The 26335-nt window shown below is 41.2% G+C and carries 17 protein-coding genes; 4 read left to right on the top strand and 13 right to left on the bottom strand.

Annotated features, from left to right (window positions below):
• Positions 1-39: 39 nt before the first annotated feature.
• The 9 genes from G4420_RS10735 to G4420_RS10695 form a co-directional block, all read right to left on the bottom strand.
• On the bottom strand, positions 40-2379 hold the full coding sequence (locus tag G4420_RS10735; protein WP_163323646.1) for an SLBB domain-containing protein: 2340 nt from the start codon (positions 2377-2379) through the stop codon (positions 40-42).
• Positions 2380-2739: 360 nt separating this feature from the next.
• Positions 2740-3267 carry an ArsR family transcriptional regulator gene (locus G4420_RS10730; RefSeq protein ID WP_163323645.1) on the bottom strand — a complete coding sequence of 176 codons (528 nt, stop codon included), beginning with the start codon at positions 3265-3267 and terminating at the stop codon, positions 2740-2742.
• Positions 3268-4156: 889 nt separating this feature from the next.
• Positions 4157-6514, bottom strand: coding sequence for a GumC family protein (locus tag G4420_RS10725; protein ID WP_163323644.1), 2358 nt, complete (start codon positions 6512-6514; stop codon positions 4157-4159).
• A gap of 335 nt (positions 6515-6849) precedes the next feature.
• Positions 6850-7650: a polysaccharide biosynthesis/export family protein gene (locus tag G4420_RS10720; protein WP_163323643.1), complete on the bottom strand. Its 801-nt coding sequence runs from the start codon at positions 7648-7650 to the stop codon at positions 6850-6852.
• Positions 7651-7787: 137 nt separating this feature from the next.
• On the bottom strand, positions 7788-8210 hold the full coding sequence (locus G4420_RS10715) for a BT0820 family HAD-type phosphatase (RefSeq protein WP_163323642.1): 423 nt from the start codon (positions 8208-8210) through the stop codon (positions 7788-7790).
• Between the two features lie 659 nt (positions 8211-8869).
• Entirely contained in the window at positions 8870-9397 is a 528-nt protein-coding gene (locus G4420_RS10710) for a UpxY family transcription antiterminator (RefSeq protein WP_163323641.1), read from the bottom strand.
• A gap of 487 nt (positions 9398-9884) precedes the next feature.
• Positions 9885-10625, bottom strand: a complete 741-nt coding sequence (locus tag G4420_RS10705) for a phosphatase PAP2 family protein (RefSeq protein WP_163323640.1) — start codon at positions 10623-10625, stop codon at positions 9885-9887.
• Positions 10626-11408: 783 nt separating this feature from the next.
• A complete protein-coding gene (argF, locus tag G4420_RS10700) occupies positions 11409-12407 on the bottom strand; it encodes an ornithine carbamoyltransferase (RefSeq protein WP_163323639.1) in 999 nt (332 codons plus the stop codon).
• A gap of 191 nt (positions 12408-12598) precedes the next feature.
• Positions 12599-13576, bottom strand: a complete 978-nt coding sequence (locus G4420_RS10695) for a carbamate kinase (RefSeq protein WP_163323638.1) — start codon at positions 13574-13576, stop codon at positions 12599-12601.
• A gap of 443 nt (positions 13577-14019) precedes the next feature.
• On the opposite strand from G4420_RS10695, the gene G4420_RS10690 reads away from it, so the two are divergent.
• Both G4420_RS10690 and G4420_RS10685 read left to right on the top strand, forming a co-directional pair.
• Positions 14020-16479 (top strand): FtsK/SpoIIIE family DNA translocase, encoded by a 2460-nt coding sequence (locus tag G4420_RS10690; protein WP_163323637.1) that lies wholly within the window; start codon positions 14020-14022, stop codon positions 16477-16479.
• A 196-nt stretch (positions 16480-16675) separates the two neighbouring features.
• Entirely contained in the window at positions 16676-17326 is a 651-nt protein-coding gene (locus tag G4420_RS10685; RefSeq protein ID WP_163323636.1) for a LolA family protein, read from the top strand.
• 679 nt (positions 17327-18005) lie between these two features.
• On the opposite strand, the gene pyk is transcribed toward G4420_RS10685, so the two are convergent.
• Both pyk and aroQ read right to left on the bottom strand, forming a co-directional pair.
• On the bottom strand, positions 18006-19424 hold the full coding sequence (pyk, locus tag G4420_RS10680; RefSeq protein ID WP_163323635.1) for a pyruvate kinase: 1419 nt from the start codon (positions 19422-19424) through the stop codon (positions 18006-18008).
• Positions 19425-19525: 101 nt separating this feature from the next.
• A complete protein-coding gene (gene aroQ, locus G4420_RS10675; RefSeq protein WP_163323634.1) occupies positions 19526-19942 on the bottom strand; it encodes a type II 3-dehydroquinate dehydratase in 417 nt (138 codons plus the stop codon).
• Positions 19943-20080: 138 nt separating this feature from the next.
• On the opposite strand from aroQ, the gene xerD reads away from it, so the two are divergent.
• Entirely contained in the window at positions 20081-20980 is a 900-nt protein-coding gene (gene xerD, locus G4420_RS10670) for a site-specific tyrosine recombinase XerD (RefSeq protein ID WP_163323633.1), read from the top strand.
• Between the two features lie 241 nt (positions 20981-21221).
• A complete protein-coding gene (pckA, locus tag G4420_RS10665) occupies positions 21222-22826 on the top strand; it encodes a phosphoenolpyruvate carboxykinase (ATP) (protein ID WP_163323632.1) in 1605 nt (534 codons plus the stop codon).
• Between the two features lie 402 nt (positions 22827-23228).
• On the opposite strand, the gene G4420_RS10660 is transcribed toward pckA, so the two are convergent.
• Both G4420_RS10660 and G4420_RS10655 read right to left on the bottom strand, forming a co-directional pair.
• Complete coding sequence (locus tag G4420_RS10660) at positions 23229-25361, bottom strand: FUSC family membrane protein (protein WP_163323631.1); 2133 nt, start codon at positions 25359-25361, stop codon at positions 23229-23231.
• 65 nt (positions 25362-25426) lie between these two features.
• Positions 25427-26293 carry a TIGR01777 family oxidoreductase gene (locus tag G4420_RS10655; protein WP_163323630.1) on the bottom strand — a complete coding sequence of 289 codons (867 nt, stop codon included), beginning with the start codon at positions 26291-26293 and terminating at the stop codon, positions 25427-25429.
• Between the last annotated feature and the right edge of the window lie 42 nt (positions 26294-26335).

The following is a 26335-nucleotide window of genomic DNA, read 5'->3' as shown; positions in this document are numbered from 1 at the left end:
ATTATTGAATCATGAAACTATTACTTTCAATTTTAAAGCTTACCATGCCCTTGCTACAGCCGCTATCGCTACTGCCATGGAAGACATCGTTGAGGCGATGGCCAGCCAAAGTCCCTGTTGACGTTCTTTTTCCGGTTTTTCGGGAACCACTACTTTACTGCCCGGTGTAACTTTAGGGTAATGTCTAAATATAAATCCTTTGGTAACAGCTGTTTCGCCATTGGGGTATTGTACATAGGTTTTTCTCTTATTGGCCTGGGCCTGAAATCCTCCGGTGCGGTTGACATAGTATTTTGCATTTCGCCCTGGTTCAAAGGTAATGGAAAAAGGATTTTGTACACTTCCGATAATTTTAACGGTTTGCATAAATTCCGGAATATTGAGGCGGTCGCTGTTTTTTAATAAGAGGTCTTTGTCATTCCCCGTATTGCTAAGAATATTTTGAAGATTTATTGCCACCCGTTCGGAGCCCAGTTCATCGGAAAAACGTTCGAGCGTAGCCCCCTGAAGGTAGGCTTTCGGGGTATATCCGCCGGCCATTTGCACCAAATCGGAAATACGCATTTGTTTGTTGGTAATGGCATAAGCTCCGGCATAGGCCACTTCTCCAGAAACAAAGACGGTCTCGTTTTTACGGAAATTGGGAGCCGTCCGAACCGATATCTGGTCCCAGGGGCGTAATTTCATTTCGGCATCGTTTTTTCCCAGTTGTAATCCGCGAGAGATATTGGCAATGATCACATGTCCGATGGTATCGGAAAGAACAGAGGCATCGCTGTAACTTAAGCGGCGCGCAATTTCAATAAACGTACTGTCGGCGCCCTCGGTAAGGCCACCTGCCAGAAAGATGGCATCTCCCAGCGTCATGTTTTCCGACCAGTTAAAGGGGCCGGGTTCAATCACTTCGCCGTTAACGGTTATATAAGGTTGTTCTTTTAAATCGAAATGTGTTTTGATGAGTACTTCATCATCGGCTTGCAAGAGTATATTCTGTTTTCCACTGCTAATCTCTTCCACATCAAAAGCGATGGCCGAAGTAGTGCGGTCGCTGTTGTAGCGGGTTATCAATCCTCTGCCTTTAAATGCTTCGGGCAGTAGCTTGTCGGCTTTTTCGATTAACTGTGCGAGTGTAAGTCCTTCGGTCCACTCGTACTCTCCCGGATGATAAACGGCACCTTCTATACTTACCCTGTTTTCGAAGCGGTCGGTTATCAGGGCATTCTGAATCGTATCGCCTTTTACCAAAGGGGTGGTGCTTAATTGTTCGTAAGGAACATCAATAATCTGTTGTCCCTTTTGTGATTGCCGAACAATTTGTGTGTTGCCTAAATAAGCACCGGCGTTAAATCCCCCGGCAAAACTAACCGCGTCGTTTAACATTTCGCCTTCTTTTATTTCAAAAATGCCGTTACGTTTAAATTCGCCGTTTACGACCACCTGTTTTTCTACCGGCGGAACAAATATAATGTCGCCGTCTTTTAGTGTAATATTGTCGCTTGGGTCGGCCTTTACCAGTAAGTTATAGATGTCGATGACTTTCTCGATTTTGTTGTCGCGAATGACTTTTATATTTCGGAACGAACCAATTTCGTTGGGACCACCCGAAAGGTACAAACCATTAAAAACAGTTGCTGTTACTGGTAAGGTATACGTACCCGGAGTTACTACTTCGCCCAGCAGGTTTACACGAATTGAGCGTAATTGTCCCATATCTAACTGGGCAAAGGTGCCGGGATTGTCGCCCGCCATATCGGCATAAATTGCCGTGAGGTTTTTTACAATTTTCTGTTCAGCCTCGTCAAATGACATACCTGCAACATAAACCGGTCCCAGGTCGGGGATAACAACCTGTCCGTTGTTGTTTACCCGTAGCTGATAGTTGTTTTGCGAGTTGCCCCATACCTGAATGAGCAGCTGATCGCCAATGCCAATTTCGTAATTTTTTGGAGTTTGTATATTTACAATAGGTTCAAAAGTCAGGTTCTCGTTGTTAAATAAATAGGCTCCAAAGACTTCCAGATCCTTCTTAAATTCAACTTTCCTTTGCGAAAGATAAGAGTCCTCTTTTTCCTCCGGTAGTATTTCCGGCTCTTCATAGAGATTGAACATGTCTTGTTGCGAGGTATCCTGCTCACTTAAACGTTGTCGCATTTCCATGATCTGCTGCTCGGTAGCTCCCCGCTGACGAGCCAGTTGTATCGCTTGTTCTTGTGATAAACCGGCATCCTGCATAGCCTTTTTGGCTCTGTCGATCTCAGATTGTGGCAATGATTTAACATCAACATTCTTTACATCCTGCGTCTGCTTCTGTGCCTGTGCAGTCATCAGCAGTGCAGTGCAAAAGAATACGGTGAACATTGTTTTTAGTAAGTGTTTCATATTTGTGTTGCGTTAATCTATAAGGTTCATTATTTTTTTCGTTTTTTAAGAAGAACAAAGCTAGAATATTTTTTAGTTAAGTAGAATAACTTGCTTATTAGTTCGAAGCCCGAAGTCGGGAGTCGGAAGAAAATATTCGTTGATTTTTTTGTCAGAAGTTAGAACCCTGCTAATGAAATTTTGAATTTAGAATGATGATTAACGAATCAGGATTGCAGAAGTGTGTATGACATGAAATTCTCCGTACTTTATGTCCCATCGCTAATCAAAAATCGTTAATCGAAATTCATCATTCATTGATTTAAAACTTATCTATTTCCAATCGATAGTGTTTTACTTCGGTCTCCGGTCTTCTCTCCTCTATACTCTCGACCAGATGTGTAAGGCATTTTGTTTTTTCAGGTAATCGGTTTTTTCCTTGTCAGAAAGAACAAGGTAGCGTATTTTTTTATTGACCAGCTTTTCGGCTTTCGACACCAGTGCCACCACAAAGCGGGTATCGATGTCGTCGCCCACCAGTAGCAGGTCGATAATACCTGATTCTTTGCCAATGGCCAGATCGCCAACAAGATAGGCCTCGTTAAGGTCACCTACGTTTTTCAGGATCTTATCGATAACCGTGTCCAGACCTACTGTTTTTTGTAAAATGCTGTTGATCTCACTGTAAAGCGGGTGATTATCGTTGGCCCGGAAATATTTTCGGTTACCGTTGAAATTCGATACCAGCAGATCAGCTTGCTCCAGCCTGTTCAGTTCCAGACGTATTGCATTTGAAGATTCACCAAACTCCTGTTCAAGGTTTCTGAGGTAGCTGGTAGTCTCCTTATTCAGAAAAAACTTGAGTAAAAGTTTTAGCCGGGTTTTGTTTGTGATTAAAGATTCTATCATTTGGCTAATAGTGAGTTATGTGAAGTTTTTGTAGTTGGAAAGAAGTGGTGGATATGCTGATTCGGGCACTGCTTCGCCTCCTCAGTTACATGTGCTGTATGAGTAGAAAATTAATATTAGTTGAGTAGCAAAACTACTCAATTTGTTTAATTTATTGTATAGTTCCCGGGAAAAAATACAAAAAAGTTATTTGTTGATTCAGCCCGGAAAGTGAGCAATATGATTTTATTTGGCTAATTATTTGACAGTGTGTTAGTTCTGTTCTTTGTTTTAAGTTGTTGTAAACCGGTAAATTGTGTTTTTTTATAACCGGAACATTGGTGCTTCATTATTGAATTCCGGTGAGCGCATTCTCCAAAGGCTTCGCCTTAGGGGAAGCAAACATAACAATAAAAAATTATGATGTAAAATATCCAATATCAAATCAGCTTTGAATTGAAGTGTTTTTGGTTTTTCTGCATTGAGTATTGATTATTTCTATTCGCTTTTTAAAAACTTGTATTCGAGTATATTGGGTAATCGATTATTAAGAGACTTGATACTTTATATCAATGTTTTTTTACCTTGTGAGTGGAAACCTGACCTACGGCTAGCAGGTGTTGGCAGACAAAAGGGTAAAGCAACTAATCAAAACTTAAATACCTTACCCCTCATCCGCCAACCAACGGAAGCTCCCCTCATCAGGGGAGCCGGTTACAATCTGCTTTTCTGCTATACATCAGCGCTGTTTTCCCTTTTTAAGGGAAAATGTCGACAGACAAAAGGGTGAAGTTTTATTATTTAAAATGTAGAATATCCAATCCTGAATAACCAATATCCAATCAGCTTTGAATTGATTTGTTTTGCCTTGTTCTGCATTCGATATTTGTTATTGAATATTGCTCATTTTTTAAACTGCATATCCTTTCCCGTAGGCATACTGGTAGGAGTAACTATAACCATAATTTAAACGGTTTAATTTGATGTCGTTTATAATTAAAGCAGGGTTGTTCATTGTGCCTTGTGAAGCAATATCGTTAATGTATTTCAGCTGGTTTTTTTTACTTACACCGTAGCGTAATATAAAAAGGTTCAGGTCGCTGTGCCGGCTGGTGATCAATCCGTCGGTTACACGTGATACCGGAGCATTGTCAATAATGATATAGTCGTATTGTTCCTTTAACTCTTCCAGCAGCTTTGAAAAAGCCGGACGTTCGATCAATTCGGCAGGATTGGGAGGAATAGGGCCGGAAGCGATGACTGACAGGTTTTCGATGTCTGTTTGTTGAATAACCTCATTGCTGCCGTACTGGCCGACCAAATAATTACTTAATCCCTTTAAGTTTGAAAGATTGAAGATCTTGTGTAACCGGGGTTTACGCATATCCGCGCCAATAAGTATGGTTTTTTTATCGTTCATGGCCATGATGCTGGCCAGGTTGGTTGCGTTAAAGGATTTTCCTTCGGAAGGTTGAACCGAATGCAGTCCGATAACTTTTTGTGTACCTTTTATTAATTTGAACTGAAGATTGGTGCGAATGGTTCGGTACGATTCGGTTATGGGTGCCTGTGGATGATGGACAACTACCAGTTCTGATTTTTCTGTACTGTGAAAGACATTACCCAGAATACTGATTGGTGTTAGCTTTTCGATATCTTCCTGCAGGTGAATACTGTTGTCGAAAAAGTCGAAAACAAGTATAAGTGCTCCCGGAAGTAACAGTCCAAGAAAAGCGCCTATAAACAGTAAGATTAGCGGGCTTTTGTTCAGTGGTACAAGGCGTTCAAACTGAGCAGGATCGATGATCTGTATATCAACTACAGCAGCAGCCAGTGAAATTTCAAGTTCGGCACGGCGTTGTAACAGGAAGGTGTAAATTTCGTTGGTAAGTTCGTATTGCCGCTGGATATTAATCAGTTGTTGCTCCTGCTCGGGCATATTGTTCAACTGTTTGTTGATGCGGTTGTAGCGGAGGTTTAGTGTGTTTACTGATAGCTGGGTGTTGTCTATAAGGTTAACCAGCATTTCGCGCACCTGGTGGTTTACCTGTTCGATCTCCTGGTTTAGCAGAATAAGCGAGGGGTTATTTTCGCGTGCGCTAAAAGCCAGTACTTTGCGGCGGCTGTATAGTTCGCTGAGTTTAAGAACCAGGGCATTGAGGGTAGCATCAGTAATACCCACCACTGAAGGTGTTACCAATTGATCGGCACTTTGAATGTTGCCGAGGTAGCGCTGAAGATTTTTAAAATAATCAAGCTGCATCTGCATCTGCGACTTTTCCTGCTCAATTTCTTTGAGCTGCTCCATTATAAGGCTTCCCTGGCTGCTGAGATCGATGATCTGGTTTTTCGAACGGAACTCGGTAAAGGTGCTTTCTGCGGCACTCAGATCGCTGGAGATACCCGATAGCTGGGAATCGATAAAGTCGAGCGAACGTTTCTGGGTTTGTGTTTGCAGATCGAGTTTGAGCTCAAGGTATACGCGTACCAGTTCGTTCAGGTAGTGAATATCCCGCAGGGGTTCTGTGCTTTCTACCGACAGTTTGATCACTTCGCTTTCCTTGCTGTAGTCGGTATTCACCTTTTTTTGGTAGGCTGTAGTGAGTTTGCTTTTATCAATAAAAGAAAAACGGTAGCTCTCGCCAAGCAGTTCCCCGGAGTCTTCTTTTGACGTAAGTGTAAAACTAAAGTACTCGTTCCTAAAAGGCTGAGCATAGTATGCCGTTTCTTCGAATTTTATTTCCTGGGGCTGACCATCAAGGTCGATTTCACCATCAGCTTCGATCTTGTATTCGGTTTCCGAGAGCGGGGTGATATAAATGGGGATACCTGCCGGATTTAATGCTTCCCCGGATTTGGTGAGGATAAAAGGCTCGTCGAGATAAATGCCACTCCAAATAATCAGGTTCTTTTTTTGCCAGCTGGTTTGCCAGTTGAGGTTGTCCACCGCCTGGTGGTTCAGGGTATAGGAACGAAGGAATTCCACTTCGTTTTGCAGACTGGCTTTACCGCTGCTACCCATCATTCCTTCCATAAACAAATTTTCCAGGTCGAAACCTTTGCTTTCATCCGTAACCAGCAAACTGGTGTTTACCTGGTATTTATCAGGTGTGTATTTAACAAATAACCAGGCTCCGGTCGCCCCCAGGAAAAGCCCCAGAGTTAGCCAGTACCATCTGCGCAGCAGTAGGAAAAGCAGTCGTTTGAGGTCGATTTCATCATTTTGCTCAATTGTGTTGTACTGCTGGTTTAAGTTGTTCGCTGTCATTGTGTGAAAATTATCTTTTTTGTTTTTTGTGAGCCTGTTCTTCGGGTATTACTTCTGTATTTTTTGTGGACATGAGCTTGTATTGGCAAGGATGCATTAAAAAATGATCTGCTTTTATTCTCTGCTGTGGACCGGAAGCTGCCTGGAGACTTTTCTCTTATCTCCTGAAGCTTTCTGCAGATTGCATTTTTCATTTCAAGCTCAGAAAATGATACCGCAAATATTGTTTGGGACACGGTTTTACGAGCGATCAGTTGGTTAACGAATTAACCCGATCTGATGTCCTGATTGCCGGATGGTTTGCTTTTCCATTTTTGTTGCATTTTTAGTTTCCTTTAATTCAGTAGCCCAAATACCGCTAACAATAAACTCGCCGACGAAATGATCATGGAAAAAACCTGTGCGTTGAGCTGGAAGTTCTTATGTACATCGGGTTCTACAAAAATGTAATCGTTGGGGTGGAGGTAAAATCCTTTTTGCAGCCAGGCATCCGATGCGGCGAGGTCGAGGATCATGGCTTTTTGCCCGTCGGGCTGTGGTCGGATGACCATTACATTGGTGATTTTGGCATAGTCGGTATTACCGTTTGCCATGGCCAGTGCTTCAAGCACGGTAAAGTTATTGTTGTAATTGTAATATACGCCGGGGCTTTTTACCTCACCTATAATAGTAACCTTGTAATTCAGTAGTTTTACTTTAACAATGGCTTCTTTAAGGTATTTGTCGGCATATTTTTGTACAATGTTTTCAACGTCTGAATTAGGGTAGCCGGCTACGGGTATATCGCCCATTATGGGAAGTTTGAGGTTGCCGCTTTCATCAACTTCGTAGCCATAAAGGTAGGCACCGGATGGAGTAGTATAGCGTTGAAATGAATTACCGGAGTAGCTTTCCATATTTGATTCCGGATTAAAAAGTGCATTTACCTCGGCATTCATCGATTTGATGCTTACGTATAAGATATCGCCCGGCTTGACGATGTATTCCGTAATGGTGTCGGCCAATGATTTAATTACCTGATTGTTTTGAACGTCTTTCATATAAATCAGTTCTTTGCTGCTATGGCAGGAGAACAGTGAAAGCGAAGCAGCTACCATTAGTAGAGACAGCAGGCGATGTATTTTTCTTAAATTCATTCTTAGTTTGTATTGTTTACTTAGTTATGTCTTTTTGCCGGGGGAGGAAACTCCGGAATTGCTGAAACCGGAGATTGTAAATCAATTTGTCTGAGTGTGGTTTAGACGATGATTCTCAAATGGTAAAGGAAACGATCTTATCTGATCCCTCTTTGCAAAACCTCTATCTTTTTCCTCCAGCTTTTCATCTTTGATTGTTCAATGTCTATTCTTTCTTCGGGGTGTAGGTTATAGTAGATATCTGTCCATTCGGGCATGCCGCCAAAGTTTCGGTCGTCGATATAGAGGTCGGCGAGTATTTTCCGACTGATCTTATCATTCATTTTTTCCTCCGGGTAATTTTTATTTACGGCGTAAAATTCCAGGCCTTTTTCACGGCAGAATTCAACTGCTTCATCCAGTTCTATCTCTGATCGGTAGGTCCATAGAATTAGTTTGTGCCCTTTTTCCTGTAAGGCGCGCAGGGTTTCGATGGCGAAAGGAAGTTCATTTCCGATTTTTGGATATTGGTGTTCTACAATGGTGCCATCGAAATCAACGGCAATAGTTAGTGGACGCATGTAATATTGGTTTTTTATGAGTTTTTCAGGTATTGGTCTTTTCCCTCTTTTTTATGTCCGGGTAGCGGATCTTCCGGTTGATCATTATTTCAGCTTTCGAATTAGGTATTCCAGCAATGAGGGCTATCAAGGTGTTCATCTTCTGCTAAGGCTGATAAAGACGGATTTTTTACCGGCTGCCAAATCTTCGCCAAACAGGATACATATCTACCCCGTTTTTGGTGGTCATTAAAGATTCTAGCGTAAGGGGTTTTAATAATAAAATGGAAACGTGTGTTTAGAAAATTTGTGGGTGTGTTACGGAAAAAGGTATTGCTTCGCCTCCTCAGTTACATGTACCGTACGAGCCAGAGGTTGAAATTAGTGAGTAACAAAACTACTCAATTTATTATATATCTTGTAAAATGTCTGAAAAAGCTCCATTAAAAATCTATTTGTTAAAAAATGCTTAATTAAAGAGCATTTGGTTGTTAATTAGTTAATTGTCTGACCGTGTGGGGTTTTGTCTTTTGTGCCAGGCTTTTGTCAATTAAACCTATGTTGTTAGCTTCCCGGAGCTGATATTACCGGAACTTTGTATTTACCTTTACGGAGATTCGAATTTCGTTTGAGTAACGAAATATTTTCAATTAGAATACGATGCTTATGTGATTTGGGTATTAGATCACCGTTTCCGGCACGGCACTCAGGTAGGAGGCCGGAATTTCAACCAGAAAAGAAGTGTTGATTTGTTCGATACGCAACGCAAATTTATTTTTGCCCCTGCACTCTATAAGCTCTCCGCTTAATCCAATCATTGGCCCTTCAATCACTTCAACTATTTTCCCGGGTTCGAAGTTTTCCATGGTAACGTTCACCTCAAAATCAAACTGTCGAAGCATGGTTTGAAGTGTTTCTATCTCTCTCTGGCTTACAATAGCTGCTTTTCGTTCGAAGGTGATATAGCTTACTACATTGGTCAGCTGCAATACTTTATCGTATTCTTTACGGGTGATATTTACAAAACAATAGCCCGGAATCAAGGGGGTTTCTACCCATTTTTTGCGGTCTTTCCACTGGCGGAGTCTTTTTTGCAGGGGAAGGAAGCACTCAATATTATTTAGATTAAGTTCTTGTACTACCTTCTTTTCCGCCCGCGATCTGGTGTAAATAACATGCCATTGTTTTTGAGTTTGTAAAGATGTCATTAGTCTGTTGCGTAATACGAATTTGTGCGTGACAAAAATATAAATTACTGCGAAAAAAAGAAGGGAGTTGATGGTAAAAGTTTCAGGAAACAAGGCAAAAGGTAAAAGTAAAAAGGCAAAAGTGTTTCAAGCTCCGAGCCGCTAGCTCAGAGTTGTGAGTTTGTATCCCGCAACAAGTATTCAGAATGTATCCAGTACAAAGCCAAAAATATAAAGTATTTTACCACAGAGTTACACCGAGAAATCACAGAGTTTCATAACGAATGAGATAGAAAGTTAAGAACTACAATTTTACAATTTATCTGTTTTACAACGCTATTGTATCAAGCATCCAGAATCAAGGCAAAAAGGATAAAGTAAAAAGGCAAAAGAGAGGCAAGCTACTGTAGTATCCAGCATCCAGTATCCAGCATCCAGTATCCAGCATCCAGTATCCAGCATCCAGTATCCAGTATCCAGCATCCAGCATCCAGCAACCCGTCACTTCCTAAAACGTATACACCAGTGCCAGTCCTTTTTGACTGCCTGTTTTAAACGGAAAAATTTCTAGGTTTTTCAGGTGTTCGCGATCCCATTTGTATTGGTGGGTGAGATAAATAAGTTCAGTGGAGATCATTCCTACTCCGGCACCTACCAGAACATCGGAAGCCCAGTGGCTGCCTTTGGAAATACGCATGATTCCCACAGTGGTGGCACAGGCATAGGCACCTACACTGTACCATGGATTGAGCTCACCGTATTCGCGGTGCATCCACTGAGCTGCTGCAAAAACAATGGCTGTATGTCCCGAAGGCATAGATTCCGATTCGCCCGTTGGGCGTTCTACATCCAAAATACTTTTCAGGCTTTTTGTAATAATAGTGGTCAATACCATACTTTTTCCCAGGATGGCGGTTTGGTTTCCAATATTGTTTTTTCCTTTTATTCCAAAAGCGTTTAAGGAATATACGGCTGCAATTGGGGCAAAACGCAGGTAATCATCCATGTTGCCCGTGTAGTTAAAATGTTCCTCGCGCCAATCGTTAATGTCATATTTCCAATCAGAAAAATGCAGGATCGTTCCACCGGCTATCAGAATCGTTGGTGCGATAAAAGGTTTGAATCCTCGCTGTTTATCGGTATAACGAAAATCGATGCGGTGAATGGAATCGTTGTGGAAAGCGTAGTTTGAAATTGTCTCCGTAGTCAGCAGTGAAATCCGTTCCGGAATTTTCTTGTCGGACGACATCCCATGCGTTGAAAGCAATAACAAGACTGCTGTCAGAATTGTTGTTATAAGTGTTGAATGATTTTGCACGTGGCAAAAATAGGAAAAGGAATGAAAGGAAGAAAAGGATTAAGGATTAGTGATGATGGATTAATGAGTTCTGAGATGGTTAGAGATTGAAATAAAGATTGTTGGAGATTGGATTGTTGAGTGAGTGAGTGAGTGAGTGAGTGAGTGAGTGAGTGAGTGAGTGAGTGAGTGAGTGAGGATTGTTGATTTGAAAAGGAGATTGCGCTGAGATTTTGAGATTGATTAAGATTGAAAAAAGATTGATGGAGATTGGACTTGTGAGTGAGTGAATGGGGAATTGGTAATTTGAAAAGGAGATTGAGCGCTGAGCACTGTGGTTATGAGATTGGTGGAGATTGGTGGAGATTGAAAAAAGATTGGATTGGATTGGTGAGTGAGTGAGTGAGTGAGTGAGTGAGTGAGTGAATTGGGAGTGGAGAGAAGAGCTTTGAGCACTGAGATGGTGAGAAATGGAAAAAAGATTGATTTAGATTGAAAAAAGAACTAGTAGCTATAGGCTCACTACTTGCAGCTGAAAAATTCTTTCCTCTCTGCGTAACTCTGAGACTTCTCTGTGCAACTCTGTGGTAAAATATTTTAAAACTGAATGAGATTTGATACTTCTTGCTCGCAGCTTCTGGCTAGTAACTCGCGGCTCGCAGCTCGAAGCTAACAAATAAAAAAACACTACCTCCAAAAACTGAAGATAATGCTTTAAAATCTATGGTGTTTTGCTTAAGCCAGTGTGGCAACCATAACAGCTTTTATGGTGTGCATGCGGTTCTCGGCTTCATCGAATACCAGCGATGCTTTGCTTTCAAAAACTTCTTCAGTAACTTCCATGGCTTCCAGCCCAAATTTCTGGTAGATCTGCTCGCCAACTTTTGTGTGGCGGTTATGAAAAGCCGGTAAACAATGCAGGAATTTGACATCGGGGTTACCGGTGAGTTCCATAACCTTTTTGTTTACCTGGTAGGGGAGCAACAATTTGATACGCTCCTGCCATACTTCGTCGGGCTCACCCATCGACACCCAAACGTCGGTATACAGGAAATCGCAGTCTTTTACAGCTGTAGCTACATCTTCGGTAATCATTATCTTTCCACCGGTTTGTGTGGCTATTTTGCGGCACTCAGCCTGCAATTCTTCAGCAGGTTGACAGGCTATGGGGGCAGCGGCTCTGAAATCTATTCCCAGTTTGGCAGCACCTACCATCAGTGAATTACCCATATTGTTTCGTGCATCGCCCAGGTAGCAGAATTTTACTTTCGAAAGTGGTTTGTTGCTGTGTTCTCTCATGGTCAGAAAATCGGCCAGAATTTGAGTCGGATGAAATTCGTTGGTAAGTCCGTTCCAAACCGGAACGCCTGCATAAGTGCCCAGTTCTTCCACAATATCCTGCCCAAAACCACGGTATTCAATTCCGTCGTACATTCGTCCCAACACCCGTGCAGTGTCTTTCATGGTTTCTTTCTGGCCAATCTGTGAGCCGGAAGGTCCCAGATAGGTAACTCGTGCTCCCTGATCGTAAGCCGCCACTTCAAATGCACATCGTGTGCGGGTAGAGGCTTTTTCAAAAATCAGTGCAATATTTCTACCTGAAAGCTGCGGTTTCTCCGTGCCTTCGTATTTTTGCTTTTTTAAATTTGCTGCAAGAACAAGCAGTTGGTTTATTTCTTCGGGAGTAAAATCGAGTAACTTAAGGAAGTTTCTGTTTTTTAAATTATTGATCATTGTATTTTAGTTTTTTATATGGTTGCTGTTGATTGTAATTCGTCACCTATTTTTTTACCACAGAGTTGCACAGAGAAGAAAAGTCTCAGAGTTTCACGGAGAACAAGGCGAAAGGAAAAAGTGTAAAGTCAAAAGTTTTAATACACAATTTATCAGATTTTCAATTTAACAATCGCTTTTCAATCTTCAATTCAATCTCGATCAATCTTTTCTTCATCTTTATATTCCATTGTAATTTTCGAACCGTAGCTTTTGTCTGCCAGTTTTGTGGCTTCGGTGATGATACTTTTACTGCCGCCATTTTTTATAAAATCAAGGCAGGCTTTAATTTTAGGCTCCATTGTTCCTTCAGCAAATGTACCATTTTCGAGATGTTTTAGGGTGTCGGAATAATTTAAAAATTCCAGTTTTTGCTGCGTTTCCTCGCCAAAGTCTTTATAAATAAAAGGTACATCGGTGAGGATATATAATTCATCGGCATCAATGTTGGTGGCGAGCATTCCTGAAGCTCTGTCTTTATCGATTACAGCATCCAATGTGCGCACATCGTTGTTCTCGTCGAAATAAACCGGTATGCCTCCGCCGCCGGCAGCAATAACAATATTGCCGTTTTCGAGCAATTGCCGGATGATGTCTTTATTTAAAATGTCTATGGGCATGGGCGAGGGGACAACCCGTCGGTAGCCGTCTTTGCTTTTTGATGTAAACTTAAATTCCCATCCTTTTTGTTGGGCCAGTTTGTCTGCTTCCGTTTTGCTGTATACTTTCCCGATTCGTTTCGATGGATTTTGAAAAGCCGGATCGTTGGCATCGATCTCCACCAGAGTAACCATTGAAATTACATTTTTTTCAATGCCGTATTTGTTGAGCACATTGCGCATCATCCGCTCAATCATAAAACCAATACCACCCTGCGAGTCGGCTACGCAAATATTAAGAGGCATTGGTGCAATACCATACAATTGTTCACCGGCGGCATTACGCATTAAAATGTTCCCTACCTGCGGCCCGTTACCATGTGTAAGTACCAGTTCGTAACCATCGCGGAGCAGAGGTACCAGGTTTTCAAGTGTGTCGGTTACATTTTTTTCCTGCTGAACGATGGTTCCTTCTTCGTTACCGCGCAGAATGGCGTTTCCGCCCAAAGCAACAACAGCTCGTTTTTTCATTGTCAGAATTAGTTAGTGCCCTGAAAAAAAGATCAGGCGCCTAACAAACATAGAAAAACAAAGCATAAAAAGAAATGTGTTAGCGCTTGGTTTTGTGTTGGTTGTGCTATTTTAAAACAGCTTTTTCCGATTGATTTATTAATTCGGAAAACAGGTGAAACACTTTCTTACGAATTGCAAGAAAAATAGTGAAATTTGTTAACACTTTTTTCTGGGAATGATTGCAGGAATTAGCAAGCAGGCATAACCTCTACCTGAGTTTTTTTAGTTAAATTTGCGGGCAATTTAACCCACATTATTCTGTTTAATGAAGAATGATGTTCCTGTTTGGCGGTTAAAGTCGATTTTGTTGAATGATTTTTGGGAACTCAAAAATTGAAATGAAACTTAATCGTTATATTGGAAACTTGTTGTGAATAAAAATTCGGATTAAAAATAACTCCATGGCATTTAGAGCGAAGAAAAAGCCAGCAAAATCGAAAAATAAACGTACCACAAAAAAGCGTACACCCCTGGTTAATAGAGAAAAACTGTATTTTCTTTTTGGGTTGTTCGTTTTGCTAATGGCAGCATATCTGCTTATTTCCTTTGTGTCGTTTTTGTTTTACGGTGCAGCCGATCAAAGTATTATGGATTCGGGCTGGCGCGAATTCCTTTTTAACACTGAGGTGAACGCCCAGAATAAAGGAATGAAACTGGGTGCTTATCTGTCGGAAGTTATTATGAACCGCGGATTCGGACTCGCGTCGTTTGGTCTAGTTTACCTAATGGCAATTAGCGGCGCGCGGATTTTAGGCCGGAAAACAGGAAACTTTCTGAAAAGTGTTTGGTACAGTGTTATCTGCATTATTTGGTTTTCGGTGGCGCTGGGTTTGTTTTTTAATAAAACCGATGCCGGATCGGCCATCTATTGGGGCGGCCATTACGGTTTTGTACTCAGCAACTGGCTTCGCTCGTTGATCGGAATTGTGGGGCTTGTGTTCCTGTTATTCATTTCCGGGCTGGCGATTATCGTTGTTCGTTTCGACGGAGCTTTTAACATGCTGAAAGGGTTATTAAAACGAAATGCAAAAGAGGCGGAGTTTGACGAAACGGAGCAAGAGGATGTAGATGAAGTTACTACCGATGTTCCGGAAGTTGATGGAGAAGAGTCGATAACAAAAATAATTGAAGATGACGATGATGTGGTGAAAGCCATTTTTGAGTCGGATGATGAAGATGATCTTTCCCTGAAAGAGCCGGAGGTTGAAATTGACGACCAAATGGAAGTGGAAGAACCGGAAGAGGAAAGAGGGGATGACATTGAGGTGATTCCGATAAAAAAAGAGGATGACCTGAGTTTAACGGTTGCGCCAAAATTGGAGGAAGAAGAGTTGGATGGACCACTGCCGGAGGAGTTGGAAGACTATGATCCAACACTGGATCTGGCAAGTTTTAAGTTTCCGACACTGGAATTACTGGAAGATCATAAATTTGGTAATGCCGAAGTTAAAAATGAAGAGCTGGTAGCCAACAAGAATAAAATTGTTGAAACGCTGCGTCATTATAAAATCGAGATCACAAAAATACGGGCTACAATCGGTCCAACAATTACACTTTATGAAATTGTACCGGCACCGGGCGTACGAATCTCGAAGATTAAAAACCTGGAAGACGACATTGCCTTGAGTTTAGCGGCGCTGGGTATTCGTATTATTGCTCCAATTCCGGGGCGCGGAACCATTGGTATTGAGGTGCCAAATCAAAATCCTGAAACGGTTTCTATGCACTCTATTATTCGCTCGAAACGGTTCCAGGAAAGCAAAGCCGAATTACCGGTGGCTTTGGGTAAAACCATTTCGAACGAGACCTTTATGTTCGACCTGGTAAAAATGCCGCACATTCTTGTTGCAGGGGCTACCGGACAAGGTAAATCGGTGGGTATAAACGTGATCATCACTTCGTTGTTGTACAAAAAACACCCGTCGCAACTTAAGTTTGTTTTTATCGACCCGAAAAAAGTGGAACTGAATATTTATTCGGCACTGGAAAAGCATTACCTGGCAAAATTGCCCGATTCTGAAGAGCCGGTGATCACCGATATTCAGAAAGTAAAAAATACGCTGAATTCGATCAACGTGGAAATGGATGCACGTTACGATTTGCTAAAAATAGCACAGGCACGTAATATTAAGGAGTATAACAGGAAATTTATATCGCGCAGACTGAATCCTGAAAAAGGACACCGTTTTATGCCCTACATTGTGGTGATTATCGATGAGTTTGCCGACCTGATTATGACTGCCGGAAAAGAGATTGAATTGCCGATTGCAAGGATCGCGCAGCTGGCAAGGGCTGTTGGTATTCACATGATTATTGCCACACAACGTCCGTCGACCAATATTATTACCGGTGTGATCAAGGCGAATTTCCCGGCGCGTATTGCGTTTAAGGTGGCATCGATGATTGACTCTCGTACCATTCTTGATTCGCCGGGTGCAAACCAGCTTATCGGGCGTGGTGATATGCTTATTTCGCAGGGAAGTGAAATGACGCGTGTGCAGTGTGCTTTTGTTGATACACCTGAAGTAGAAAATATTGTTGGATTTATTGGGGATCAACGTGGATATCCAACGGCATTTTTGTTGCCAGAGTATGCTTCAGACGAGGAACCCGGACCGGGACAAGTGGATCTGCGGAACCGCGATGAGTTATTTGACGATGCGGCGCGCGTAGTGGTGATGAACCAAATGGGATCAACATCGATGATCCAGCGAAAATTCTCGATTGGGTATAACCGTGCGGGGCGATTAATGGATCAATTGGAAGCTGCAGGTATAGTTGGCCCAAGCGATGGAAGTAAAGCGCGACAGGTTTTGTTGCAGGATGAATACAGTTTGGAACAGTTATTGAATGGTTTGTAGAATTAATTTTTGAGGGTGATACGGGACCGAGATTTACACATTGGGGAGAAAAGATCGTAGCGTTTTCATTTTCTGACACAGGAATAGTACAATAGTAAAATGATGAAACGAGCATAAATACAAGTCTTTTTAACACACAGGATAATGATTATGCGAGTTACATGAATTACCGAAAAAAGGAAACAATTATAAACGAATGAAAAGGATAGTATTGATGGTTGCACTTATGATGGTTGCAACTTTAGGATGGTCGCAGAGTGATGCAAAGGCCAAAAAAATTCTGGATGAGGTAAGTGCCAAAACCAAAGAAATAAAATCGATGTCGGCCAGTTTTGTTTTTTCCCTTGTGAATGAAGAGATAGAGGTTAACGATAAGTTTAATGGTAACATAAAAGTTAAAGGTAAGAAATATTGTGTGCAGCTACCTGACATGGGAGTTGAAGTATTTTCAAATGGCGAAACAATCTGGAATTATATGAAAGACGGTAACCAGGTAACCATTTCGAACATTGATGATGAAAGCAGTGAGTTAATGGATCCTTCGTCGTTATTCAGTATTTACGAGCGTGGTTTTCGTTCTGAGTTTGTAGAGGAAAAGACAGAAGGTGGTAAAACGCTTTATCATATCAATCTTTTCCCTGATTCGGATACTTACGATGTAACGATGATTGAGGTGGCTATCGATAAGGCTGAAATGATGATTCACTCGGCAACCTTGCATAGCACCGATGGAAACCTGTATGGAATTCTGGTAAAAGAAATGGATACGAATACCGGTTTTGATGATTCGGAATTTGTTTTTAATGCCGCTAACCACGCTGATGTAGAAGTTATCGATTTCCGATAAGCAGTTTTTTCAAAACGAAAAAGCCTTGTTTTTGTAAAGAAGCAAGGCTTTTTTTATGGTCAAATACTGAATGACAAATATCGAATTTACAATGAAGAATATTTAATGAAGTTTTATACTTAATTTCAAACATTTGGTATCAAGCTACTAGCCGCTAGGTGCGAGTTACGAGTTTGTATGTAACCAGTATCCAGTACAAAGGCAAAAAATATAAAAGATTTTACCACAGAGTTACTCCGAGCAATCACAGAGTTTCACTGAGAACTTCTCAGAAAGTTATGAACTGCAATTTTACAATTTATCAGTTTAGCAATTCTAAAATCCAGCATCCAGTATTCAGTATCCAGTATCCAGGTAAAAAGTAAAAGGCAAAAGTGTTTCAAGCTCCGAGCCGCTAGCTATGAGTTACGAATTTTTAACCAGTATCCAGTATCCAGCATCCAGAATCAAGGTAAAAGATTAAAGTAAAAGGCAAAAGTGCTTCAAGCTCCGAGACGCTAGCTGCGAGTTACGAGTTGGTATCAAGCATCAAACATCGAGTATCAAGTATCAAGTATCCGGTGTTCAGTATCCAGCCTCCAGCCTCCAGTATTCCAATTTCCGATAAGCCGTCTATTGCAAAAAGAAAAGCCTTGTTTCAGTGAAGAAGCAAGGCTTTTTTTATGAAGTAAAATCGTTGTTAACTTAATTCTTTTGGTTTCATGAATAACCTGTCGGCAGTTGATATTTCGATGAACGATGCACCTGCATCTTCGCCAAAACGACCACCTACATAAATCACAAGATCGTCCATGTTAATTGTTCCCTGGTTAACCAACTCTTGAACAGCGGCTTTCTGAATCTTCATTTTGTTCTTTTTCGTTTCCAGGTACGACGGGTGAACACCAAATGAAAGCGCCAGTTGGCGCATTACACGATGTGAGTGACATTTTACAAAAACCGGGTAAAACGGACGGTACGACGAAAGGTAACGAGCTGTTTTTCCTGTTGTGGTCGATGTAATAATCGCATCGGGTTTTAATTCGCGTGCGGCACGAATAGCTGATTGGGCCAGGTAGGCTGGAATATCTGCTTTAAGCGGAACAGCTAACTCGCGGCGATCGCGGTCAGGTTCTACCTCCTGAGCAATTTTATCCATCGCTTTAACAGCTTCTACAGGATATTTTCCGTAAGCCGTTTCGCCACTTAACATTATTGCATCGGTTCCCATGTAAATAGCACTTGCTACGTCGCTTACTTCGGCGCGTGTCGGTCTTGGGTGCTCAATCATGGTGTGCAGCATTTGTGTGGCAATAATAACCGGTTTCTGGAACAATATTGCACGACGAACCAGGTTACGTTGAATAGATGGGATCTTTGATTCAGGAAGTTCAATGCCCAAATCGCCACGCGCTACCATAATACCATAAGCGTATTCCAATATCTCGTCGATATTGTCAACACCCTCCATGTTCTCAATTTTAGCAATAATTTTAATCGGGCTGTTGTGTTCATCCAGAATTTTCTGAACGTCATTAACATCTTCTTTATGGCGTACAAATGAGTGCGCAATAAAATCAAGATTGTTTTCTGCGGCAAAGCGAATAAACTCTACATCGCGTTCAGTTAACGATGGTAGTTTAATTTCTACGCCCGGTACGTTAATACTTTTGCGTTTCTTAATAACTCCTGAGTTGCAAACTCTACACAATAAATATTGAATGTGTTTTTCAACTACTTCAAATTCAGTTTCGCCGTCATCCACAAGGATTTTGTTTCCCACGTTCAGGTCATTAACAAAACCTTTGTAGTTCACGCAAATGTTTTTCACATCATCCAATACTCCGGTAGAGTATGACAATGTTACCAGTTCTCCTTCCTTAACTTCTGTGTCCGAAAGAGTTTGACATGTTCTTATTTCAGGGCCTTTCGTGTCAACAAGAATTGCAATTTTATCTGAAACCGCTCGAATATTGTCAACCATAACTTTCCCGCTTTCGGGAGTAATATGGGCGGTGTTAATACGGGCTACGTTAAGTCCCGCATCATAAAGTGACTGAATAAAATCAACGTCACATCTTAAATCGGAAATTGTCGCAACAATTTTGGTCTGTCTCATTACTTCTAAATTTTAAGCGCGCAAAAGTATAATAAAACCCGATTTAACGGTTAAATTAAATTTAATCATTGATTAATTTAATAGAGAGTATATATTACGAGTCAATTTACGAAACTTTGTATTGCCAATCGATATGATTCAAGGCCAAATCCCATAATACACCCTTTACATACCGGGCCAATAATTGATTTATGTCTGAAATCTTCGCGTGTAAGTGTGTTTGAAATATGCACCTCAACAACAGGTGTTTGTATTCCTGCAATGGCATCGCGAATGGCCACCGAGGTATGTGTATAGGCACCGGCATTAATGATTATTCCATCGTAACTAAAACCATGCTCGTGTAACGAATTTATGAGTTCTCCCTCCACGTTCGACTGAAAATAAGTAAGGTCAATTTCGGCGAAATCCTGTTTCAATTGTTCATAATAACTTTTAAAACTTTCCGTTCCATAAATCGACTTTTCCCTTACCCCAAGTAGGTTTAAGTTAGGTCCGTTGATAATCAAGAGCTTCATTTTTTCGATTTTAATTTATTTTATAGTAACTTTATTCAAAATGCAACGTAATATTTTTTTGTTATAATAGTTTGTCGGTAGATAAACATACGTGGCACAATATAAACAGACATAAAAGTAACCTTAATTTGCAATATTATGAAATGGGAGGAATGTAAAAAAGGATATGAAAATTACTTAAAGTTGGAGAAATCATTATCGCAGAACTCGATAGCTGCATATATTAATGATATTAATAAGCTTGAGAATTTTTTCGAAAAAAGTTTTAAAGGGGTAAATCCTGAAAAGGTAATACTGAGTCAGTTAAAAAGTTTTGTTGAATGGTTAAATGATAAAGGTGTAAGTCCTAGAACTCAGGCACGAACCATCTCCGGTATCAAATCTTTCTATAAATACCTGTTAATTGAAGAGAAGATCACCAGTGATCCGACCGCTTTGCTCGAGTCTCCAAAAATTGGCAGGAAACTTCCCGATATATTATCAATGGAAGAAATAGATACGTTAATCAATGCAATCGATTTGAAAAAATCAGAAGGACAACGAAACAAAGCCATGTTGGAAACCTTGTACAGTTGTGGATTACGTGTTTCGGAGCTTGTCAACCTGAAAATGACCAACCTGTTTTTTGAGCAGGGATTTATAAAAATTGAAGGAAAAGCCGGCAAAGAGCGTTTGGTACCGGTTAGTGGAAGGGCAATTGAAGAGATTAATAAATACCTGGCCCATTACAGAAAAAATTTACGGGTGAATAAGGACAGCGAGAACATTCTGTTCCTAAACCGCCGAGGAAGAAAATTAAGCAGGGTAATGATTTTTACCATTATTAAAAATCTGGCCACTAAGGTTAATTTAGATAAGAAAATAAGTCCGCATACATTCCGACACTCGTTTGCCACACACCTGATAAATGGTGGAGCTGACTTACGCGCCGTTCAGGAAATGTTAGGGCACGAATCGATATTAACCACCGAAATTTATACGCATTTGGATAAGGATTACCTGAAGTCGACAATTCATCAGTTCCATCCAAGATCATAACAGACATAAGACAATAATAAAAGAGCGTTACATCTTTAGTTGTAGCGCTTTTTTTATGTCTAAATTAAGACAAAAACATCTTCTTAATCGCAAAAATTCTATTGTTAAGCTAATGTTTAATCGGTATTAAAAAAGGGGCAAATGGGGAAGATCAACCCTGCCGATTGGAAAATTATGATATTTTTGTGTCCCGATTTAAGTAGACGAAAAATTGTATTATTAAGTTAATTATTAGGTAGTTATGGCAAATTTAGATTTAAGCAAGTACGGAATTGTTGACGTACAGGAAATTATCCACAACCCTTCATACGAGAAACTTTATGAAGAAGAAATGAATCCTGCTTTAGAGGGATTCGAAAAAGGTCAGTTAACAGAGCTTGACGCTGTTAACGTAATGACAGGTGTATTTACAGGTCGTTCGCCTAAAGATAAATACATTGTTAAAGATGCAACCACTGAAAACACAATGTGGTGGACATCTCCAGAATCTCCAAACGATAACAAACCTATTACTCAAGAGGTTTGGAATGACCTTAAAGCGACTACAACAAGCCAGCTTTCAGGTAAAAAATTATTTGTGGTTGACACTTTCTGTGGTGCAAACGAAGATACTCGTTTGAAAGTTCGTTTCATCATGGAAGTTGCATGGCAAGCTCACTTTGTGACTAACATGTTCCTTCGTCCAACTGCTGAAGAACTGGAAACTTATGGCGAGCCTGATTTCGTTGTAATGAACGGTTCTAAATCTTCTAATGCTAAATACAAAGAGCACGGATTGAACTCAGAAGTGTACACTGTATTTAACCTGACTGAAAAAATGCAGGTAATTGGTGGTACATGGTATGGTGGTGAAATGAAAAAAGGTATGTTCGCAATGATGAACTACTACCTGCCACTTCGCGGTATTGCTTCAATGCACTGTTCGGCTAACGTTGGAGAAGCCGGTGACGTTGCTATCTTCTTCGGTCTTTCTGGTACTGGTAAAACAACACTTTCAACTGATGCATCACGTAAATTGATTGGTGATGACGAGCACGGTTGGGATGACGAAGGTGTATTCAACTTCGAAGGTGGATGTTATGCAAAAACTATCGACCTTGATAAAGATGCTGAACCAGAAATTTTCGGTGCTATCAAACGTAACGCTCTTTTGGAGAACGTAACTGTTGATGCTGATGGTAAAATTGATTTCACTGATGGTTCTGTAACTCAGAACACTCGTGTATCTTACCCAATTGACCACATCGAGAACATCGCTGTACCATCAAAAGCCGGTCACGCGAAGAAAGTAATTTTCCTTTCAGCGGATGCATTTGGCGTACTGCCTCCGGTTTCTAAATTAACTCCGGAACAAACTCAATATCACTTCTTATCAGGATTTACTGCAAAATTAGCAGGTACTGAGCGTGGTGTAACAGCTCCTCAGCCTACATTCTCTGCATGTTTCGGTGCTGCATTCTTAACATTGCACCCAACAAAATATGCTGCCGAGTTAGTGAAAAAAATGGAAGAGCACGGAGCTGAAGCTTATTTGGTAAACACTGGATGGAACGGTACCGGAAAACGTATCTCTATTAAAGATACTCGTGGTATCATCAACGCTATCCTTGATGGATCAATCGAGAAAGCTGAAACTAAAACTATCCCGGTATTTAACCTGGAAGTACCTACTGCATTGCCAGGAGTTGATACAGGTATTCTTGATCCACGCGACACTTACGCTGACGTTAAAGAGTGGGAAGATAAAGCTCAGGATTTGGGTAGCCGCTTTGTTAAAAACTTCGTTAAATACACTGATAACGAAGAAGGTAAAGCATTGGTTGCTGCTGGTCCTCAAGTTGACTAATTCAGATCAATCTTTATATACTCAAAACCTTCTGTCTTCGGGCAGAAGGTTTTTTTGTGTCCTAAAATGGCTCCATTATCGCGTGCGACAGGCAGTGTTTTCTCAACAAAATGTGTCCTTTCGCATGCTACAGATGGTATTTTTTCCATAAAATGGCCCTTATCGCATGCTACAGATGGCATTCTGCTGAAAAAATGGCCCCTTTCGCGTGCGATAGACCGTGTTTTTTCGAAAAAGTGGGGCCTATCGCATGCGATAACCTGTGTTTTCTATAAAAAGTGGCCCCTTTCGCATGCGATAGGCAATGATTTCTCAAAAAAATGCCCCCTTACGCATGCGATAGGTAGTGTTTGCCAAAAAAAATGGTGCTTATCGCACGTGGTTATCTTATGCATTTATAAATTACAGAGTAGACGTGCGTTTGAGCTCATCAATAATTTTCGATGTAGTTGCCGCAATATTATAAAATAAACGAAGTTGTTGCTGTTTTAATCCGGCCTCGGTATCCCTAATTTGCTGTTGTAATGTCATTAAGAGTTTCGACAGGTCGGATGAAAACTTTTCCTCCTGGATGGTGCTTTCTTTTCCGGCCTCACTCATTTTTTTATCGATTTGCCGGAACAGCGATTCAATATCATTATAGTTTACCATATTGGCTTCGCGATGTGCCCCCAGTGCCGAAAGGTGCGATAACAGTGCATGATTTAAATAGGTGATGGTTAAGGCATTTTCCATAATGCGCTGTTTGCTTTTGGGTTCCTGCCGCATACTGTTCCATGCCTGTGCCAGTTCGTTATCGGCCAGGTGCGCTTCTCTTCGGGCAATGCGGTACTTTAAATCGTCGTTACTTGCTTCTTTATACTCTTTTGCAATAGCCTGAAAATAGTTCCTGTTCTTTTCCAGTGCCGTGGAAATAAGCCCCGAAATGCGCCGATATTGCCAGCCCGGCCACAAAAAACGAATGGTAAGAAACGACAAAGTTGCACCAAGCAGTGTATCAACAAGGCGCGGAATCATGATATTTATGCCTCCGTCGTTCGAAATAATGTTAAAAGCACTCAGCACAAAGGTGGTTACAAATATTACCGCTACCGAATATTTTTTTCGCAGCCAGTAGAAAAAGGCCATTGCCGAGCCCATCATTAGCAGAACCTGTGCTGCTGTGGTGGTGAAAATCTGTAACAATGCAGCGCCAATAATTATACCTGTTGCAGTTCCGAGTAAACGCTCGAAAAGGCGCCGACGCGTGTCGCTGTAAGTAATCTGGCTAACAAACAAACTGGTTAGCATTACCCACTGGCCTTTGTCGAGATCGAGATAAATCTGAAGAATGTAACCCAATGCAAAGGTTAGGCTGAGACGCAATGCATAACGCATCCGTGGATGACGGAGAGTAAGCTGCTCTTTCAGGCGTTGAAAAGGTGTTCTTTCATCGTGCCGTAAACGGGGGATAGAGGTGCCTTCTTCCAGGTTATCGAGGTATTTTAACGAAACATGCGACCGATGCAAATTGTGATGTAGCAGGATCAGGTTCTGGGCATCTTCCACAGGCATTGTTTGCAGTTTGTCGTCGATGGCTTTTGAAATCCACTCTAACGCCGGCGGATGAATATAAGAAGTTCCGGTTAGCATATTTTCAGCCACCATGCGCGAGGCATAGGCCAGTTGACGAAGCATTTCGCCAAAACCTTCCAAAATTTCGATTTGTTCGTTGCTGTTTCCCAGTTTGTCGTGGCGCTGGTGCGTTGATGCGGCACGCTCATGCAAACTTTGCAACAACATAAAACGCTGGAGATAACGGTTCAACGGTTCCGTGTTTTTCATCTCCCGGGCATAATTGTTTAATACGTTCTTTATGCCTTCAAGTGCATTTACCACATTTACGTTTAGCAAAGCCAGGTCTTTGTTTATGTCTTCCTGGTCTTCTTTATGGCTGGGGAAAAGCAGCGCTTTTTTCTCCAGATAGTTGCCAAGCGCCCGGAAACCGCTGGCCATTTGCTGGTCGAGTAAACGCCACGGATTTCGAAAGATCAAAATCAAAGTAAGTATGCCGTGAAAAAGTGCTCCGGTTGGTAATAAAATCGCCTGCCAGTACCACGCCGGACTGATTTCAACACCAAGCATGGCATAAATGCCCACCAATATGGAGCCGAATGTTATGGCACGATAACGTTCGCCAATGCCGCCAATTAAAATGAAAATGATGGTGGAAAGTATAAAACCGGCCCCAAGTAGCCAGGTGTAGTTGTTTAAAAGCCCAACCGAAAAACTGGAAATAAAAAAGCTGAGGATGGTTGTCGACAAGGATTTTACACGCCCTTTGGGGTGGTCGTCGGTTTCCGACAAAGCACCGGCCAATGCTCCCAAAGCCAGCGTTACTCCGAAATACGGCAGGCCGGCAATGATAAAAGGTATTGCCAAAACACCCATCGAAATGGTTGCACGTAAAGCAAACAAACGGTAGGGATGTAGCAGAAATACATCGCGAAAAAATTTTATGTTTGTTCGCAAATGGCCTTTTTCACGGTTCTTCATGGCTAATGTGTAAAAGTGTTTTTACAAAGCTAATGAATGCGAATAGAATTTAATTACTAAACCGTTCAGCTCTTAACAATAATATCTTGTAAGGTAGCTTTTATTGTTGGGTATTTGAATTTAAAACCGGCTTTCTGCAACTTATCAGACGATACTTCCGGCGACTGCGTAAGTAACGAAGCTGCCTCGCCAAACATCAATTTCAACATAAAAGCAGGGACGGTAAAAAACGCAGGGCGGTTTACCTGCCGGGCAAAGCTGCGGGTAAATTCTTTATTCGAAATCGTTTCGGGCGCGGTTAAATTGAAGGTATTACTCGTATCAATTGTTTCTGTTGCCCAAATAAATGCATTAACCACATCTTGTTCGTGAATAAAAGGGAAAGGCTGTTTGCCCGATCCGATCTTGCCACCAAGTCCGAGTTTAAAAGGTAAAAGCATGTTTTGTATTGTTTTTGCCTCTTTGCCAAAAACAATTCCGAGCCGAAATACAACAGTTTGCACATTCTTGGGTAAAGCAGTTAGTTCGTGTTCCCAGTCTTTAACTACCTGCCCAACAAAACCATCATCAAAATTTTTACTTTCTTCGGTGTGCGAATGTCCTGATTTGTATAGGCCAATGGCAGATGCTGATACCACTTTTTTCGGACGTTCACTTTCGGGTAGTTCACTAATCGCTTTTACCAGGTTATGGGTGGTTTTTACCCGGCTGTTGTACATGATTTCTTTATTTTTCTTTGTCCAGCGCTGTAAAATGGGAGCCCCGGCAAGGTTAATTACAACATCGGTATTTTGGATCTCTTCCTGCAGGTTAGCTGATGAACTATAGAGTAAGTCCCGGTTTATGCCAGATACAGTATGCCCTTTTTTTACCAATTCTGATGAAATTAGCTGACCAATATATCCGTTACTCCCCGTGAGTTTTATTTTCATCTTATAACGATTTATTAGGTTAACAAAAACTTTAGCTTTTAG

Origin of the sequence: Draconibacterium mangrovi, from assembly GCF_010586825.1 — a bacterium.
In the GTDB taxonomy this organism is placed as follows: Bacteria; Bacteroidota; Bacteroidia; order Bacteroidales; family Prolixibacteraceae; genus Draconibacterium; species Draconibacterium mangrovi.
The sequence above is the reverse complement of the archived record's forward strand: the minus strand, read 5'-3'. Positions and strand labels throughout refer to the sequence as shown.